Source organism: Limnobacter parvus (assembly GCF_024623725.1).
Taxonomy (GTDB): domain Bacteria; phylum Pseudomonadota; class Gammaproteobacteria; order Burkholderiales; family Burkholderiaceae_B; genus Limnobacter; species Limnobacter parvus.
In genome coordinates, this window is the sequence record NZ_JANKHG010000018.1 from 173,665 (window position 1) to 190,095 (window position 16,431).

Annotated in this window: 17 protein-coding genes; 2 read left to right on the forward strand and 15 right to left on the reverse strand. The window is 50.9% G+C overall.

Translation table 11 applies throughout. The features are described from left to right. Nucleotides 1-6 precede the first annotated feature (6 nt). The gene (locus NSP04_RS11230; RefSeq protein WP_257512442.1) at nucleotides 7-1,275 is read right to left on the reverse strand and encodes an efflux RND transporter periplasmic adaptor subunit; all 1,269 of its coding nucleotides are present in this window, start codon (nucleotides 1,273-1,275) and stop codon (nucleotides 7-9) included. A 120-nt stretch (nucleotides 1,276-1,395) separates the two neighbouring features. On the opposite strand from NSP04_RS11230, the gene NSP04_RS11235 reads away from it, so the two are divergent. Then, nucleotides 1,396-2,016: a TetR family transcriptional regulator gene (locus NSP04_RS11235; RefSeq protein ID WP_257512443.1), complete on the forward strand. Its 621-nt coding sequence runs from the start codon at nucleotides 1,396-1,398 to the stop codon at nucleotides 2,014-2,016. 14 nt (nucleotides 2,017-2,030) lie between these two features. Here the strand turns inward: NSP04_RS11235 and NSP04_RS11240 are convergent, their stop codons facing one another. Continuing rightward, on the reverse strand, nucleotides 2,031-2,720 hold the full coding sequence (locus NSP04_RS11240) for an SDR family NAD(P)-dependent oxidoreductase (RefSeq protein WP_257512444.1): 690 nt from the start codon (nucleotides 2,718-2,720) through the stop codon (nucleotides 2,031-2,033). 112 nt (nucleotides 2,721-2,832) lie between these two features. Here NSP04_RS11240 and NSP04_RS11245 point away from each other — a divergent pair, with 112 nt between their 5' ends. Next, entirely contained in the window at nucleotides 2,833-3,513 is a 681-nt protein-coding gene (locus NSP04_RS11245; RefSeq protein WP_257512445.1) for a hypothetical protein, read from the forward strand. 73 nt (nucleotides 3,514-3,586) lie between these two features. Here NSP04_RS11245 and NSP04_RS11250 read toward each other — a convergent pair whose 3' ends face one another. The 13 genes from NSP04_RS11250 to NSP04_RS11310 all read right to left on the reverse strand — a co-directional run bounded on the left by NSP04_RS11250 (nucleotide 3,587) and on the right by NSP04_RS11310 (nucleotide 16,408). Further along, nucleotides 3,587-5,275, reverse strand: a complete 1,689-nt coding sequence (locus tag NSP04_RS11250) for an Mce/MlaD family protein (protein ID WP_257512446.1) — start codon at nucleotides 5,273-5,275, stop codon at nucleotides 3,587-3,589. Between the two features lie 252 nt (nucleotides 5,276-5,527). After that, nucleotides 5,528-6,658, reverse strand: a complete 1,131-nt coding sequence (locus NSP04_RS11255) for an acyl-CoA dehydrogenase family protein (protein ID WP_257512447.1) — start codon at nucleotides 6,656-6,658, stop codon at nucleotides 5,528-5,530. 50 nt (nucleotides 6,659-6,708) lie between these two features. Beyond that, nucleotides 6,709-8,706 carry an acetyl/propionyl/methylcrotonyl-CoA carboxylase subunit alpha gene (locus NSP04_RS11260; protein WP_257512448.1) on the reverse strand — a complete coding sequence of 666 codons (1,998 nt, stop codon included), beginning with the start codon at nucleotides 8,704-8,706 and terminating at the stop codon, nucleotides 6,709-6,711. Next, the gene (locus NSP04_RS11265) at nucleotides 8,699-9,862 is read right to left on the reverse strand and encodes an acyl-CoA dehydrogenase family protein (protein WP_257512449.1); all 1,164 of its coding nucleotides are present in this window, start codon (nucleotides 9,860-9,862) and stop codon (nucleotides 8,699-8,701) included. Before NSP04_RS11265 ends, NSP04_RS11260 begins: the two co-directional genes overlap by 8 nt. 161 nt (nucleotides 9,863-10,023) lie before the next feature. Beyond that, nucleotides 10,024-10,383, reverse strand: a complete 360-nt coding sequence (locus NSP04_RS11270; protein ID WP_257512450.1) for a hypothetical protein — start codon at nucleotides 10,381-10,383, stop codon at nucleotides 10,024-10,026. 121 nt (nucleotides 10,384-10,504) lie between these two features. Beyond that, a complete protein-coding gene (locus NSP04_RS11275) occupies nucleotides 10,505-12,289 on the reverse strand; it encodes a hypothetical protein (RefSeq protein ID WP_257512451.1) in 1,785 nt (594 codons plus the stop codon). Nucleotides 12,290-12,302: 13 nt separating this feature from the next. Further along, a complete protein-coding gene (locus tag NSP04_RS11280) occupies nucleotides 12,303-13,052 on the reverse strand; it encodes a hypothetical protein (protein ID WP_257512452.1) in 750 nt (249 codons plus the stop codon). A gap of 9 nt (nucleotides 13,053-13,061) precedes the next feature. Beyond that, entirely contained in the window at nucleotides 13,062-13,904 is an 843-nt protein-coding gene (locus NSP04_RS11285; protein ID WP_257512453.1) for a hypothetical protein, read from the reverse strand. After that, nucleotides 13,904-15,103: a hypothetical protein gene (locus NSP04_RS11290; RefSeq protein WP_257512454.1), complete on the reverse strand. Its 1,200-nt coding sequence runs from the start codon at nucleotides 15,101-15,103 to the stop codon at nucleotides 13,904-13,906. Before NSP04_RS11290 ends, NSP04_RS11285 begins: the two co-directional genes overlap by 1 nt. A 10-nt stretch (nucleotides 15,104-15,113) precedes the next feature. After that, a complete protein-coding gene (locus NSP04_RS11295) occupies nucleotides 15,114-15,704 on the reverse strand; it encodes a hypothetical protein (protein WP_257512455.1) in 591 nt (196 codons plus the stop codon). Nucleotides 15,705-15,784: 80 nt separating this feature from the next. Beyond that, complete coding sequence (locus tag NSP04_RS11300) at nucleotides 15,785-16,015, reverse strand: hypothetical protein (RefSeq protein ID WP_257512456.1); 231 nt, start codon at nucleotides 16,013-16,015, stop codon at nucleotides 15,785-15,787. Nucleotides 16,016-16,027: 12 nt separating this feature from the next. Continuing rightward, complete coding sequence (locus tag NSP04_RS11305; RefSeq protein WP_257512457.1) at nucleotides 16,028-16,183, reverse strand: hypothetical protein; 156 nt, start codon at nucleotides 16,181-16,183, stop codon at nucleotides 16,028-16,030. A gap of 9 nt (nucleotides 16,184-16,192) precedes the next feature. Then, nucleotides 16,193-16,408, reverse strand: coding sequence for a hypothetical protein (locus NSP04_RS11310; protein WP_257512458.1), 216 nt, complete (start codon nucleotides 16,406-16,408; stop codon nucleotides 16,193-16,195). Nucleotides 16,409-16,431 lie beyond the last annotated feature (23 nt).

The window sequence follows — 16,431 nt, forward strand, 5'->3', positions numbered from 1 at the left end:
GACCCCTTACTGCTTCGGTTCAGTGGTTGGCGCTGCAGGTTCTGCAGGTTTTGCAACCTCAGGCTGGTTCTCGCTGCCTTCCATTACCGGCTTTACAGGTGCACCGGGTGGCGCTTTCATAAAACCATCGGTCATCACTTTGTCGCCGGCGGCCAAGCCTTTGGTCACAATCCATTGGTCGCCCATCCATTGGGCTACTTCCACCGGGCGGGGTGCCACGGTGTTTTCCGGGCTAACTGTCATCACCACTTTTCCGCCTTCCGGGTTCTCAAGCACAGCGCGTTGTGGCAAAAGCACCGCATCTTTCTGTACTGCACCGCTTATCCGCACGCGCACAAACTGCCCTGGGCTTAACACTTCCCGCTCGTTGACCAGCACAGCGCGTGCGTCCACCGTGCCAGTGGCCGGGTTCACACGCACGTCTTGAAAACCAAGCTTGGCTTTGAAACCCATGGGCTGGCCATCAGCCCCAAGCACCTCAACCACCAAATCGCCGGTGGGCAAATTCACTGCCCCACTGGCCAGCCCTTTTCTAAGCTGCTCATGGTCTTTTTGAGGAATACCAAAATTCACGTACACCTGGTCAATCTGCGTAACCGTGGTCAGCAATTCGGAAGGGCCGGAAACAAAGCTGCCTTCTGAATACAGCGAACGACTTGCAAAACCATTCACAGGCGACTCAACGCGGGCATATTCAAGGTTCAAACGCGCTGCGCGCACCGCTGCGCTGGCCACCAACACATCGGCCTTGGCCACTTCAAACGCGGATTGCGCACCATCCAGTTCCGATTGCGAAACCGCTTTGCTTTCTGCCAAGGGCATCACGCGCTTGTAATCACGTTCGGCCTGCGCTGCGCGTACTTTTGCAGCGTTTTCATCAGCCAAGGCACGGGCCAATGCGGTTTGGTAAGGGGCGTTGTCCAGGCTGTACAACGATTGGCCTTTTTTCACCCGGCCACCTTCTTCAAACAGGCGGCGCTCGATAATACCCGCCACTCGAGCGCGAATTTCAACCTCGCGCAAACCCGCAATTTGTGCCGGGTATTCGTAGGTCAGTTCAAGTTGTTGGGTTTTTACCTCGACCACAGGCACGGGTGCGGCTTGGCCAGCACCCGGGCCACCGGGTGCCTGCGCATCGGCGCCTTGGCCACAGCCCAGCAACAGTGCGCCGGACAAAACAGTCACCAGCAACGCGGGCAGAAGGGTTACCCCTGCGAATGCGCGGCTGTAGGAAGAAGCTTGAGTTTGCTTTAGATTCAATGGCTTGCTGTGCATGATGTGTGCCCTGTACTATCCTTGTGGGAATTTTTCGGCTTGATTTAATGACTGAGAAGTCAGATAATACATACATACATGAGTGTATGTAAATAACTTTGTAAATTGGCGACAACGATTGTGGTAAGAAAAACGAAAGAAGAAGCGCAAGAAACACGCAACCTGATTCTGGACACGGCTGAAGCTGTGTTCTCAGAAAAAGGCGTGTCCAGAACCACGCTGAACGACATTGCCAAGGCTGCTGAACTAACGCGGGGCGCCATTTACTGGCACTTCAAAAACAAGGCCGACCTGTTCGATGCCATGTTACAGCGCGTGATATTGCCAATGGATGAATTTATTGCGACACCCGACCTGCACCCCGAGCAACAACCCTTGGCGTACCTGCGCATTAGGTCCATGCATGTGGTGCGCACTTTGGCTGAAAACCCGCAAATTCAACGCGTGTTCGACATCGTGATGCACAAAACCGAAATGGTCGACGACATGCTGCCCATTCGCGACATGCACTTGGAAACCATTCAAGGCTGTCTGCAGACCATTGAAACCGACTTTCAGGCAGCCATTGACAAGGGCGATCTACCTGCACACATCAATGCCCGCCGTGCGGCGATTGGCCTGCACTCGCTGATCGACGGCTTGTTTGCGAACTACGTGCTAAGCCCTGAATTGTTCGATTTGATGGAACAGGCGGAATTCACGATCGACAACTACCTGTTCGGCCTTGCCAATCGAAAGTAATCAGTTTCCATTGTTTAAACCCGACCAGTCACCGGAATACCGGCGCCGTTAATGTCGCGTGCTGCATCAGAAATCAAAAACGCGATAATGCCGGCCAGCGATTCGGGTGTTACCCAGTCGGCCGGGTTTGCGTCCGGCATGGCTTCGCGATTGGCTGGCGTATCCAGAATGCTGGGCAATACTGCATTGGCTCGAACGCCCAAATGCTTGTTCTCCGCTGCAAGTGCCTCGGTTAAACGCAGCACTGCAGATTTTGCAGCCGCATAAGCACCCATGCCTTCGGCGGCCTTGCCTGCAGCGGCCGCGCCAATGTTCACCAGCACGCCACTTTGTTGCGCTTGAAACTGCGGCAATATGGCCTGGCACATGTTCACCGCGGTTTGTACATTCATGGCGTACTGCGTGTTCCAAGTGTCCAGGCTACTGTCCACTTGGCGTTCCCACACAAAACCACCTGCGATGTTTACCACCGCATCAATTTGCCCAAAATATTCCCAAGCTTGGGCCACCACTTCGTCGGCGTGCTCGGGCAAAGTTAAATCGACATTGCCGATCGACACTGCATCGCCCTCGCCGTCCCAATCGGGCTGCTTCAAATCAACCAACAACAGGCGGTAGCCCAAGTTTCCCAAATGGGCAGCCACAGCTTGTCCCAAATTGCCTGCCGCGCCTGTCACGATAGCCACCGGGCTGTTGATACTCATTCGAATTGACTCCTTTCATATGCGCCGTATTCGCCCTATTTTGCCACGACCGCACCCATTTCACGCCCCCACCCGCTTTGAATACCCCCTTTAAGGGCAACGCATTGGTGCAATGTTGAAAGACCCCAAAACTGCCGTTCTACAAACATCAACGGAGTTTTTGGAGCATGCGATGTGGAACGGTTTGTTTTTTGGTTTGGTCAATTTGTTCACGCCCCAGGCCAGCCTGCCCGACACGGCCACCATGCAACAGGAAATTCGACAGTTTGCGCAGGTGTACGCAATCGACACCAGGCGCATTCATGTGCGTGAAAGCACCATGAACAACCCCTCACCATTTTTGACCAACAGTGGAGTCAAGGCCTGCGTGCTGCATGTGAATCAGCATGCTGATGCCAAACGCGTGTGGTCGCATTTTCTGGATTCGGGCCATGAAGGAATGGAGGCTGCATTTCTGGCTTTCACTTCAGCCCATGAACTGACACACTGCTTGATGTCCGAGAAAGGAAAACGCGTTGAGTCAAAAAAGGCGCTTGAAGCGTACCTGGGTGTTCAGTTCAAAAACAATGTTCATTTTGAGGAAACCTTGGCCGACCTGGTGGGTTTGGCATACGTAGCCAAAGTCGCGCCTGAAGCATTCGAGGTAATCTACAAAAGGGTGAAGTCTATTCGCACCGATTTCTCGAATCGCGACCCTGAGCACGACAGCGCAGCAGCGCTAAGGCCAGACAGTATCGCTTTTGCAGACAGCATGCTGACCAAAGCCGGTGCGCTTCAGCTGGCAGCGAACTGAATGCAAAAAGGCACCCCGAAGGGTGCCTTTTCACTTTGCCCGGGGGTCGGAGCCCCAAGCAATACCACAAAGCTTAGATGGGCAAACTGTCTGTTGGCAGCATTCCCAACACACCGTCCAGCGGGGTGCCCGTTGAAGAAATTGGCAAGGAAGATGGATCCAGCAAGGAGGTCACATCATCCAGGGGCGTGCCAGTTGCTGGCAAGCCAGGAAGGCCACCCGCACCGCCACCACCAGCACCCGCCAAGGCGTCGGTCAAAATGGCTGGGTCCAGCAATTCGGTAATCATGTCCAGCGGAGTACCTGTCTCTGGAATTCCGGGCAATCCACCCGCACCGCCACCACCAGCACCCGCCAAGGCGTCGGTCAAAATGGCTGGGTCCAGCAATTCGGTAATCATGTCCAGCGGAGTACCCGTCTCTGGAATTCCGGGCAATCCACCCGCACCGCCACCACCAGCACCCGCCAAGGCGTCGGTCAAAATGGCTGGGTCCAGCAATTCGGTAATCATGTCCAGCGGAGTACCTGTCTCTGGAATTCCGGGCAAACCACCTGCGCCACCACCGGCGCCACCCAAGGCATCAGTCACTGGGCCAAGTACTGCGTCCAAAGGTGTACCAGTTGGGCCAGCTGCACCACCGCCATCACCACCAGGAATTGGCAAACCACCGGACAGGGCGTCGATTAGTGGATCAGTGACTGGAGTCAGTGCGTCAAATACCTGGTCCAGACCATCGGCCAACGGTTGCGAAACCATTGGCAATGCATCCGTTGCAGTGGCCAAGCCATCAAACAAAGGCGCAGCAGCGCCTACACCTTGAGCCAATCCATCATTCAAAGGAGCTAGAACCGGGTCGAGCTGACCGACCACTTGTGCAACGCCATCTGCAATTTGTGGACTAACCATGCTCAAACCGCCGGCAAGTTGATCAGCAACCACACTCAAATTCACGGGCGATGTATCCACGGCACCAGAAATAACGTCGACCACAGGTGAAAGGGCCTCTTCAACAGCCTCAGTGATGGGCGTTACGTTCTCGTCAAGTGCATCAGTGGCTGGGCTTAAGCCGTCCAGCGCATCAGTCAACGTGCTGTTCACCGGGGTCAAAACTGGTTCCAGCGCATCGGTTACGGGTGCGGTCTCTTCCAGCACGGGGTCCAAGGCACCGGTAACAGGTGCCAAGGCACCTACAGGCTCATCAACCACCGTGGTAACCGGTGACAATACGTCCAGGAGCTGGCCGACGGCTGGCGCTGCTGAGCCGGTTGCATCAACAACTGGCTCCAAAGCGCCCACAACCTGCTCGCCCGAACCACCACCAGCTGATCCGCCGCCTACTGCGCCGTTGTCATCGTTGTCGCTGCTCAACACAAAAGCCGCGCCTGCTGCTGCAGCCAAAGGACCAGCCAAGCCACCTGCGGCAAAACCTGCGCCAAACAGGCCGAACATTCCGCCCGCGCCGGATACCGCAACAGTTTCGCCTTCGGTGATCAGTTCAAATTCGCCTTGTGCGATTTCGAACTCAGCGCCCGCTTCGCCTTCCTTTAAAGTAGCAACCGCATTGCTTTGCAAAATACCTTCGGTGGCTTGCTGACCTTCTACGCCTGGGAACTCAATGTAGGCTGAGCCCTCAGCGCTGGTGGTGACCGTGTCACCTGCAGAAATAATGTCGCCTTCCTTCAGAAGGACTTGTTCTCCGTCAGGACGGGTTACAGAAACCTCTCCCAACACGCTTTTAATAATTCCAGTGATATTAGCCACAGTGCATTCTCCGACAATGGTGTGTTCATTTAAAAGTTCGGCAATGTTTCGCCTTGTGAGAGTTTTACTGGCTGAAATCAGAAAATGGATGCGAAAATTGCGTATTAATTAACAATCTTTTACAATAATTGTAGGTTTTATACTGACAAATCCTGATTTACCGCGTTCAAATTACTCCCGTGGCGCGCCGATTTATTCGAATTGTTCAAACAGCAGCAGCTTAGTGTACCTCTTTCGGGGGGTGGTTTGAAATCACCACGCAAGTTGGCGTATCGCCAGCTCTTTCATAATCTCCTCGGCCCCTCCGCCAATGCACATCACCTTCACTTCCCGGTAAATACGCTCGGTCGAGCTTCCACGCATAAAACCCATGCCACCCAGAATTTGCACAGCTTCATTTGCGCAATGCTGCAATGTTTGAGTGGACTGGTTTTTCAGCAAACAAATGTCGGCAATCAACTCTTCATTGATCTCGCCCTTGTCGATTCGAGCAATCGTTTCATCAAACCACGCCTCGGTTGCCCGAATTTTCATGCGCATGTCGGCCAACTTGTGCGCAATCACTTGGTGGTCCAGCAAACGCTTGCCGAATGTTTGCCGGTTTTGTGCCCAGTCCAGCGCCTCGTTCAAACACACGCGCGAAAACCCCACGCAGGCCCCTGCCAGCATCAAACGTTCTGTGTTGAAGTTTTCCATCACAATTCGAAAGCCTTTGCCTTCCTTGCCTACCAAATGGCTGGCAGGTACTTCTACATTGTCGAAGTAAATGCTGGCGGTGTCGCTCATCCACCATCCAGTTTTCTTTAACGGGCTGCGCGTCAGGCCCTTGGCATTGCCAGGGACCATCATCATTGAAACACCCCGTGCACCGGGCTCGCCTGTACGAACCGCCACGGTTAGCCAATCGGCACGCACACCACTGGTAATAAACACTTTTTCGCCATTGATGCGGTAATGGGCCACACCGTCTTTCTGGAACAATTCGGCTTTGGTTTTCAGGTTCGCCACATCCGACCCACCCGAGGGTTCAGTGATCGCCAGTGCACTGATGGCCTCACCTTTCAACACAGCTGGGGCAATCATTTGAATCAATTCTTCACTGCCGTGGTTCAACAACGGTGGCAAGCCAATGTTGTGGCTGAACAAACCCGCCAACAAACCGCCACTGCCCGCAGAGCACACCAGATTCGAAAGCTTCAATCGATCGGCCAGGGTGCATTCAAATCCACCCACTTCTTCCGGGTAGCCCAAGCCCAACAAACCCAAGTCGCCTGCCTGCTTGTACAACTCGCGAGGAAACTCCCCGGCCTCATCCCAATCATTCACATTCGGCTTGATTTGTTCATTCACAAACCGCTCTACACTTCGGAAGAAGTCATCCATTCCTCTGTCTCCGTAAGCCGCGTTGCTGGGCTTCTGTTATTCGGCTTCTGTTATTCGACTTCTTTGAGTTGAACCATGAGTTGCTTCAATTTCATTTGCTCGCCAACCTGAACCAACACCTGTTCTACAGTCGATCTCGCTTTGGCCGCAATTCGATGCTCCATCTTCATAGCCTCCAGGCAAACCAACACCGTGCCTGGCTCTACAACCTGGCCAACCTGTACCAACACCTGCGTAATCTTGCCATTCATCGGGCTTTTGATCTGGGCCTGAAACACCCCTTCTGCGGTTGCTGAGGCACTGCGCAATGTCTCATCCTCCACAAACACAGCCTGCGGGTTCAGTTGGCGTTTTACCCAAACACCACCAATGTAAGGCAATACAATGAACCGACTCGGCAAGCCATTCACCACAGTGTTCACTTGCAAGCCTTGTTCAGTGGCAAGCGCCTGCCAATGCTCAAGTTGAACTTCACTTTCTTCCTGCCCGGCGGTACGCACCTGAACCTGAAAACTCCCCGCGTTTTTAGTCACACTTAAATTGATCGCTGCACCCGAAGCTTTCAACTTCAAAGGGCGAGCCAATGCACGTGTGCTTGAAAAGCCACTCAGGCTTGAAGGCCAAGCGCTGTTTGTTGCGTTTTGCTCAAAGGCAAGAAACACGGCGGCCACTGCATGCTCTGCATCGAATGTTTGTGGCTTCAACAATTCATCAGCATGCGCTGCCAAAAACCCGGTGCCAAAATTGCCACGTTGAAACACTGCATGGCTGGCAATGCGTTGCAAATACAAGGCATTGTGCTCAAAGCCCACCAGCGTAGTTCTATTCAAAGCATCGGCCAGTTTCTCGCAAGCTGCTAGTCTGCTTTCAGCATGCACAATCACCTTGGCCAACAGGCTGTCGTACCACGGGCTTACTTCGCCACCCACTTCAAGAGCGTGGTCGCAACGACTGTGCAAATCGGGCTTCCAGGCCAACACAGGGCCTGTTTGCGGCATGAAATCGCGGGCCGGGTCTTCGGCACACAGACGGCCTTGAATTGCATGGCCGGTGAAATTGATGTCGCTTTGTTGCAAGGTCAAGGGTTCGCCCGATGCAATGCGCAGTTGCCACTGCACCAGGTCAATGCCGGTAATCGCTTCCGTTACGCCGTGCTCAACTTGCAGGCGCGTGTTCATTTCAATGAAATAAAAATCGCAGTTTGAATCCAGCAAGAATTCAACCGTACCTGCGCCCACGTAGTTTGTGGCGTGCACCAGTTTCAGTGCCGCCTCACCCATGCGCGCGCGCAGCTCGGTATTCACTGCCGGGCTGGGTGCTTCTTCCACAATTTTCTGGTGGCGGCGCTGCACAGAACAATCACGTTCGCCAAGATGCACCGCATGGCCATGCATGTCTGCCAGCACCTGAATTTCAATGTGGCGTGGGTTGATGATTGCTTTTTCGAGCATCACCCGGTCGTCGTTGAACGCGTTTTTTGCCTCCAGCTGGGCTGAATGCAGTTGCGCAGCGAATTCCGATTCACTGTTCACCAAACGCATGCCGCGCCCGCCGCCACCTGCCAGTGCCTTGATCATCACCGGGTAGCCGATGCGCTGTGCCGCGGCCATCAAGTCAGTCACGGTCGAATCCGCCTCACTGAAGCCCGGAATACATGGCAGCCCAGCTTGTTGCGCAATTTCTTTGGCACGGGCTTTGTCCGCCATGTCAGCAATGGCCTGCGGCGTGGGGCCCACCAATGTAATTCCAGCGTCTGCACAAGCTTGTGCAAAAGCAGGGCTTTCCGACACAAAACCATAACCAGGGTGAATGGCGTCAGCCCCGGATTTCAGCGCAGTTTCAATCAGGGTGTCGATTCGCAGGTACGATTCAAGCGAAGGGGCGGGGCCAATGCAATACGCCTCATCGGCTTCCTGCACATGGAGTGCTTTTGCATCGGCCTCTGAATACACCGCCACCGTGGCAATACCCATAGGTTTGGCTGCGCGCAAAATTCTGCGCGCAATTTCATTGCGGTTTGCAACCAGCAGTTTTTTGATCCTAGGCATTCTTTTTCTTGCCCGGCAAAATTCCCATGAATTTGCAAATAATGCTCAACATGACTTCGTCGGCGCCACCGCCAATCGAAATCAGGCGACCATCGCGGTACAACTGCGAGGCCGGGTTTTCCCAGGTAAAGCCCATGCCGCCCCAAAATTGCAGGCACTTGTCAGCCACTTCGCGCACCAAGCGGCCGCTTTTCAGTTTGCACATGCTGGCCAGTTCAGTCACTTCGCCGCCCGCCACGTATTCTTCGGTGGCTTGCCACACCAAGGCGCGCAGGGCTTCAATTTCAGTTTTTAGTTCAGCCAGTGTGAAGTGCACCACCTGTTGATCCAGCACCGTGCTGCCAAACAGGTTGCGCTGGCGGGTGTAATTAATGGTTTCATTCACCACATGCATCATGCCTTCAATGCTGTTGGCAGCGCCCCAAAGGCGCTCTTCCTGAAACTGGATCATCTGGTACATGAAGCCCGCGCCTTCCATGCCAATCAGGTTTCGCTGCGGCACGCGCACATTGTCGAAGTGGATGAGGCCGGTATCGGATGCCCACATGCCGATTTTGTGAATCTTCTTCTCGATTGTAATGCCCGGGGTTTTCATGGGCACAATAATCAGGGATTTGTTCTGGTGCGGCTTGCCTTCGCTGGTATTGGCCAACAGGCAGATCCAGTCGGCTTGCAAGCTGTTGGTAATCCACATCTTGCTGCCATTGATGATGTAGTCGCCACCGTCTTTTTTGGCGGTTGTTTTTACACCCGCCACATCAGAACCCGCTGCGGGTTCTGATACACCGATACAGGCCACCATGTCGCCAGCCACAGCGGGCGCCAGAAATTCGCGACGTAGTTCATCGCTGCCAAAGCGGGCCAGAGCGGGCGTGGCCATGTCGGTTTGCACACCAATGGCCATGGGCACGCCACCACAATGAATTTTTCCCAAAGCCTGGGCCGCGACCACAGAATAGCTGTAATCCAGACCCATACCACCAAACTCTTCCGGTTTGGTCAGGCCCAACAAACCCAAATCGCCCATCTTCTTGAATAGCTCGTGGGCGGGGAACATCTGTTCCTTCTCCCAAGTGGCCACATGCGGGTTGATTTCATTGTCTACGAAGCGCTCAATGGTGCGCTGCAGTTCTTTGTGTTCCTGGGTCAGTCTCACTGCAATGTCTCCTCTGCATTCTTTAACAATCAAACGTTTGTTTGATTTTGAAGACAAGCTAGAGGAAAGTCAAACGGATATACACATATTCAAATTTAGTGGGGAATCAAAGATAATTGAATTACATGCAGGTCAAAGAATCGCCAACTGATTTTTTGTGTTTAATGATCATCAATGTCAAATTGATCTGCATGCTGGTTATTCACCATGTAATTTCGTTCATACCGCCTGTTAAGTTCGGCTTGCGAAAGTGCAGGCTGATCATCATTTTTTCCGGAAGAATCCCCAAAAATCAACAACCCGGCCACTGCCGCACAAAACACGAATGCCACTACGGCAGGGCCAGAAGCTGGCAGTGTTGCCACCAAACCCACGGTTAAAGCAGCCAGACCCAGCGCGGCCGCGCCACAAACGATTGCAGATTTCTTTGTATGGCCAGAAGTATCTTCGACCCGCTCTCGACCAGCTTGGCTTGGCCCAGAGATGATAGGTAAATTGTTAGCTGATGAAGGAGAAGACATAAATTCCGGTATGTGTAGTTTTTCTTAAGTAACCCATCGCCTTATTTAGTTCCCCCTGCTCTTCCAGTGCGGTAAGTGCAGGGTCGAAGCCACATGCTATCTCAACAATCACTTTGGCCAATTAACCATAAGCGGGTGCCTCGGCAGCTCCAGGCGCGAACGCTTGTGGAGCGTTGGCCCAGGTATTGTAGTAATCAGTGTACTTGGCGCTGTCCGGACCAGTCTTCGCCGTATTTTCCAACGCGTTACCGTGTATCACCGAATAGTGCCTAAAACTGGCTTTATTAGATGCGCCGCCCTTCTCGTCTTTAAGGTCAGGGCGTGATTTATGCTCTGCATACCAAGCCCTTGCCATACCCTCATGAAAATATCCCTCAATTGTCTCGGGATCATTAATAAAGCTGGAAGTCGGGTCAGCAAGCGCCAATTTAACCCCCTTCTCTGTCAGGCCATAAGCATCATGCTTCTTGCCACCCTTGTCCTTGTTCTCTTGGGTTATGACACCGTTTGCGATCAAGGCATTCAGGGTTGTCTCACTAACAACTCCTTTGTTTGCGAAATTTCTGAAAATCCATTCAGCCATCCAAAGAGGGAGCCCTTTGTCCGCAAGTTCTTGTGGAGAGCCATATTTGTCCGCATCCCACGATTTTTCACTGTTGTCTGGGTGGAATTTGACATTGTCATTCCCCAAAGCTTCTGCCCTCACCCACGCTTGATAATCCGGGTGGGTCATGTAAGTGGGTTTTGCAGGTGCAACGGGTCCTGAAGCTGCCGGATCTGACGAGGTTGCCGCACTCACGGAATCAGCATAAATTTTGCCATTCGGCGTAAGTTCAATCTTGCCGGTGTCGGCGTCCCATGTAACCAGCCCCATGTCACGTGCAATCGCAAGCTGTTCTGCAGTAAGCGGCCCACCACCAAATAGGGCTTGAAACATGCTTTCAGCGCCTTCACCTATAACAGTATTGGATGGCACCGGCGTTTCCGCACCTCCCAATCCACCCAGAAGCTTTTTTGCCAAATCAGAAACACTACCGGCGTTGGCGTTTGGCGCATAGCCCTCACCGGAAAAGAAGCCGCTGGCTTTTGCAGCGTCATCCAGTTGTTCCTGGTTATATGCACCAAGACCCAAAGCAGGTGGATACAACGGGGTATTCTGGCTGCCCGCAACTGTGGTCTGCGCGTTCATGAAATTTGTACCATGCGGTGTTGTTACAACCACGCCCTTTTCATTTTTTTGAAGAAAACCCATGGCAATCAGCGCATTCACGTGACCTTGGTCATGCTTTACGCCGGGAAACACTTCATCAAGCACTGTTTGAGTTTCCGGGCTTACCTCACCTTTATTAATTGGAGCACTACCCGGCTCATAGAGTGCCAATGCTGCTCCCTTTAATCCGGCAGTTTCACGGGCAAGCACATTGGGGTCCTCAGAATCCAACTTGTGCGTTGATTCAAAATAAACATCAAATCCTGGTGGGTATTCGATAATGTCGCCACCCATGAAATTCTGATTGGCGTAATTTTTTGCCTCGTTAACCAGCCCTTTGTCAAATACAATTACACTTCTAGTTTGGCCGTTAATCCTTTCAAGACTGAGTGATAGTGGGATACCCATTTCCAACATGTCGGAGAGGCTTATGTCACCTACCTGCTTACCCTTGGGTCCGTCCGGTTGTTTTTTATTATAAGCAACCTGTACGCCCGCGAATTCCAGCACTATCAATAGATCTTCCTTGCTGCTGGCCACAACCGTGGTAGATTCGCTGATGTCATAAGCCCACCGGCCATCTGGCAACTCGTAAAAATCACCTGCCACTGAAGATGCATCAGTGTCGGTGCCGGTTGATGTTGTTTGACCAGTAGCACCACTGTCGTACATGCCTGGTGTATAGGGAGTTACCATGCTCTGCTCTCCTTTAAATGGTGTTGGCGGCGGTGTGTATTAACTGGTTGTCTTCATCAAATGCTGTTTTTGCCAAATCGTACAAGCTGGTAATTTCTTCTTTCTCATAATTTTCCATGTCACCCTTGGCACGTTCGATACCTGACACACCCTGCCCTACTGAGTTCCAACCTTGGCTTACGGTGCTGTAGGCAATTGGGCTGGGCAAAAATTTATCCAACAAACTTGGCACAGGCTGCCCCTTGTCATTCAGCTTTGGACTGCCCTTGAGCGCACCTGCAACACCAATCGCCGTTCCAACCCCAGCAGTTGCAGCGCCAAAACCAATGTCGATGAATGCTGCTGTCATGGCGTGGCCAAACACTTTTTCTGCTTGTACTCCCCTAGCCTCAAGAAGGTCCTTCAATATCTTCTTGCTTTCAGCTGAAGACTCTCTTAACAACTGAATTAACAAGATCGAGAAATTAGCCAACGGCAGGCCATATACAGTTGTGGCATTCTGCACAACCAACAAATTGTCAGCCACGGATGGGTCAAACCCAAGCGCAACCAAGTCTTCGTTGGTAAAGTCGCGTCCGCTGCTGAGTGCACTCAACATGATTTTTTTCTGGTCGTCACTTAACGTTGCAACGCTTGCCTGCGCATCTTCTTTTGAAAGCCCTTGCGTTTGAAACAGATTCATCAATTCAAGATCTACACCCGTTTCCGACTGCCCAAAATCAACCACTTGAACGGGGCTGGTTGTTGCTGCATCTGTTCTCATTGTGGTTCCTTAAAATTTGGGGGCGGGGGTGTAAATGGTGCTCAACATATCAATTGCGGCGTCATGCTGCTGTTTGGTTAGCTGTGTTTCATCCATCAACGCGTCAATCAAACTCAAAATATCCTGCATATCCGACTTATCCATATCTACATTAGCCATTAGGCTTTGAGCCTGGAACCTGAACGTCGAGGTTGCCAATTGCGCACCCGACTGCACACCCAGCATGGAATAATTCAATTTGTCACAAAAGGCTTGCACCGCATTCAGTTGCTGGGTAGACAAACCACCCTTGGTTGCATTCATAAACGCAGTTTTTAAGTTTGAAATGGCTGTTGTCACATTTGGCATGGTCATTGCCTTCGCAGACATTTTCGAAAAGCCGGCGGCACATCCTCGACAGGCCACCAACAACAAGGCAGCCATAACCAGCAAACCCACAATTGGACCTGCTACCGGTCCTAACTCCTCCGCAAGTTTGGCGAAACCTTTTTCAATCAGAGGGGAGGCTGCCAAGGAAACAAGCGTAGTCATTGCCATTGCAGCAGTCATGGGTGTTAAACACACCAAGGGCGTGGCCATAGTCAAAGCGACAATAGCAAATCCAAAAGCCTTGGCGACCATGCCCCAAACTCGGGCTGATTCGGCTTTGTCCCAGCTCTTCAGCATCTTGTCAGTGGCTTCACGTGCCTTTTCATTTTCAGCCAGTTCAAGTCTGCTTGTTTCTTGAAAACCACTCTCGATGAGTTCTCTCAATGATTCAGTCAAATCGAGAATGAATTTTTCAAAAGATTCAATTGAATCGCCGTATGTCTCAAGGTTTTCAGTGACAGCCTGATCAAAAACGATATTCATCAACGAATCTCCTTGTAGGCCTCAAGCCACCTTTCGGCGATTTGATTCAAAATCCTGAGAATCGTGTTTCTAAGCTCCTCAGCTTGTCTTGCACTGCCTTTGAAAGTCTCTTCAAGTGCCAAATCGCCTTCATCCCTGGCATACCCCGCAAGACCAGTGTTAAAAACTTTTGTAGCGCTGGTTGTTTTGTCGACAAACGCATAGAAAGCCGTATGAAAGCCCATACCCACATTTTGCAACGCAGACTTAAGCTCACGGGCTGCGCCAATTAGAGTTGTTATGTATCCCCGCAATAAAGAATGTTCAGGCGTGTCGGGGCACTTGCTCAGCTTGTCCGATAAAGCGTGGATGTAATTGTCGATCGCTTCCGGATCTGCAGACTCAAGCAACCATTGAATTTCTGATGCGTCCGTAATTTTGTCCATTTGAACCAATGACTCAGCGTCAATTGCGTTCTGATGGGAAACAACAACAGATTCATTCAAATTCTGTTGCTTTACATAACCCAGCTTTGCAGTGGCCACATTGCTTCTAAAAACGCTAGCGTTCTTCGCTTCGTCTGCACCCGCTGATTTTCCAGTTTCATAACTTGATACAGCGCGTGTTAGCGAGATTAATAACCAGCCCTCTTCGCCAAGCCCGGTTGCCTGAAGTTCAGAATCGGACAAACCCAAATCCCCAAGCTTGGCAACGCTGCCCTGAAATGCTTTTATTTCCGCAATCATGGCGTCAGGGGAATCGGCTGTGTAATTCCGGTTCTCCATAAAATCCTGGATTTTGTCGAACTGGGCATTAACGGCCTTTGCCGTATCCAACATTTCAACAGCCGACGTGTTTTCGCTGCCGGCAGAACCCAATATGCTCATAAAATCTTCAACTAAAGCGTATTGAAGCTTGACCGAATTAAAATCAAGATCGGGAGGCAACTTGGACCATTCTGCATACAGATTCTCAACTCTGTCCAAAGTGCTCATAAACTGGAAGGAATTTTTTAGTTGAGGATACCTTTCCAACATAATCTTAAGATGGTTATAGAACTTTTCAAGGTCGTCAATACCAACTTCGGAAATATCGCTAAAACCATTAACAGCCAACCAATTGTCTGTGAGTTTATCAAGGCTTGGGGGCGCAGAATTTTTTTCAACGTTGGTAGAATGAACTGGCGGATTTCCAGCTGCTGTAGGGTTGGCTGTAGACATATCAATTTCCTTAACGCAAAATACTGAATTGACCAGAAACAGTGTCTTCGAATTGTTTTATAGTGCTAGTTGTTTGTTCTTTATGGGTTCTTATAGTTCCCATAAGTGCCTCACTAGTAAATTTAGCAAGAATTAAATTCGATAGATTTTCTCGCAAAACCACAGCAAGATTTTGTGCCTCTTTTGGGCTAAGTTCAATTTCTGTCAAATTGTCATTTGCGATCTTACTCAAGATCAGATCTGACATAACACCGTCTTTTCCATTTTTCTGCACCATGGCCTGAATGCCCTGCAATGAATGCGAACTAATTTTGTAAGCGGTGTCTTTATCAGAAGAATTAGCACCCGTTAGATTATTAACCAACTGCTTAACTTCCATCTCAATCGGAGTAACTTCCTCAGCCATTGCTGTGAGCTGTTCAGCGGGGTATGTGCTTCTTAAAAGATTAACGGAAAACAGCGTTAAATCGGCCGACAATGTATTGCCCGCACTAACTTGGCTAAAGCTTTTATTAATAGCCGCAATGTCCTTGGCCCGATCATATTCTTCGAAATCGTGATTTAAATGATCCGATAAACCTTTCGCATCTGAAAGAAACATAACGGCATCTCCTTATATTTGGGTTTTCAAACCTGATGTATTGATTCGAAAACCCAAAGTCTTAAACAACAAAACTTCTATTATCGAATACCAGCAGCAGCGTTGCCCTTTGCCACACCATCGGTAAAAGACTCCAATGCTTTTGCATTCATAACCATCTCTTGAATTTCCAAATCAAGATCCGCCTTGATTCGAGCGGCTTGCGTAACGTCTACAGCCGCTCCCAGCTCTCCTGATAATCGCCGAACTTCGTCTTCAGAAGCTTGAAGCGCTGCTGATATAGCACCTACCTGACCATTGGCTTGAGCCATGATTATTTCTCCTTAATTCATTTCTTTAAAGGGTGAATCTGCCAACAATATTTCACGAAAAAGTGAATCCATCATTTGCTGTTCAAATGCAGCCTCGGCTGCTTCGGTTTCATCAGCTGTCGGAACAGCATCAGTTTGGTTTACAGATGTCGCGTTGCTTACCTCCATTTTCAACTCCTACTTGTTGACAATACTTTTAAGTGGCTCAGTCATTTCTTTCACCAAAGTCCCCGCCATCTGCCAATAAATGCCCATCATTGTCATTTCATAATTCAATGTGGCACCATCAACAACTGAACTACCAAAATCAGGCATGGATATAAGTTCAGAGATTTTTTTGCCATGCCGGTCAGCAAAAGCGAAAACCTTCTGCCCTGCATCAAGAACTTCCATACAACCTCCTTGCTACATTCAAA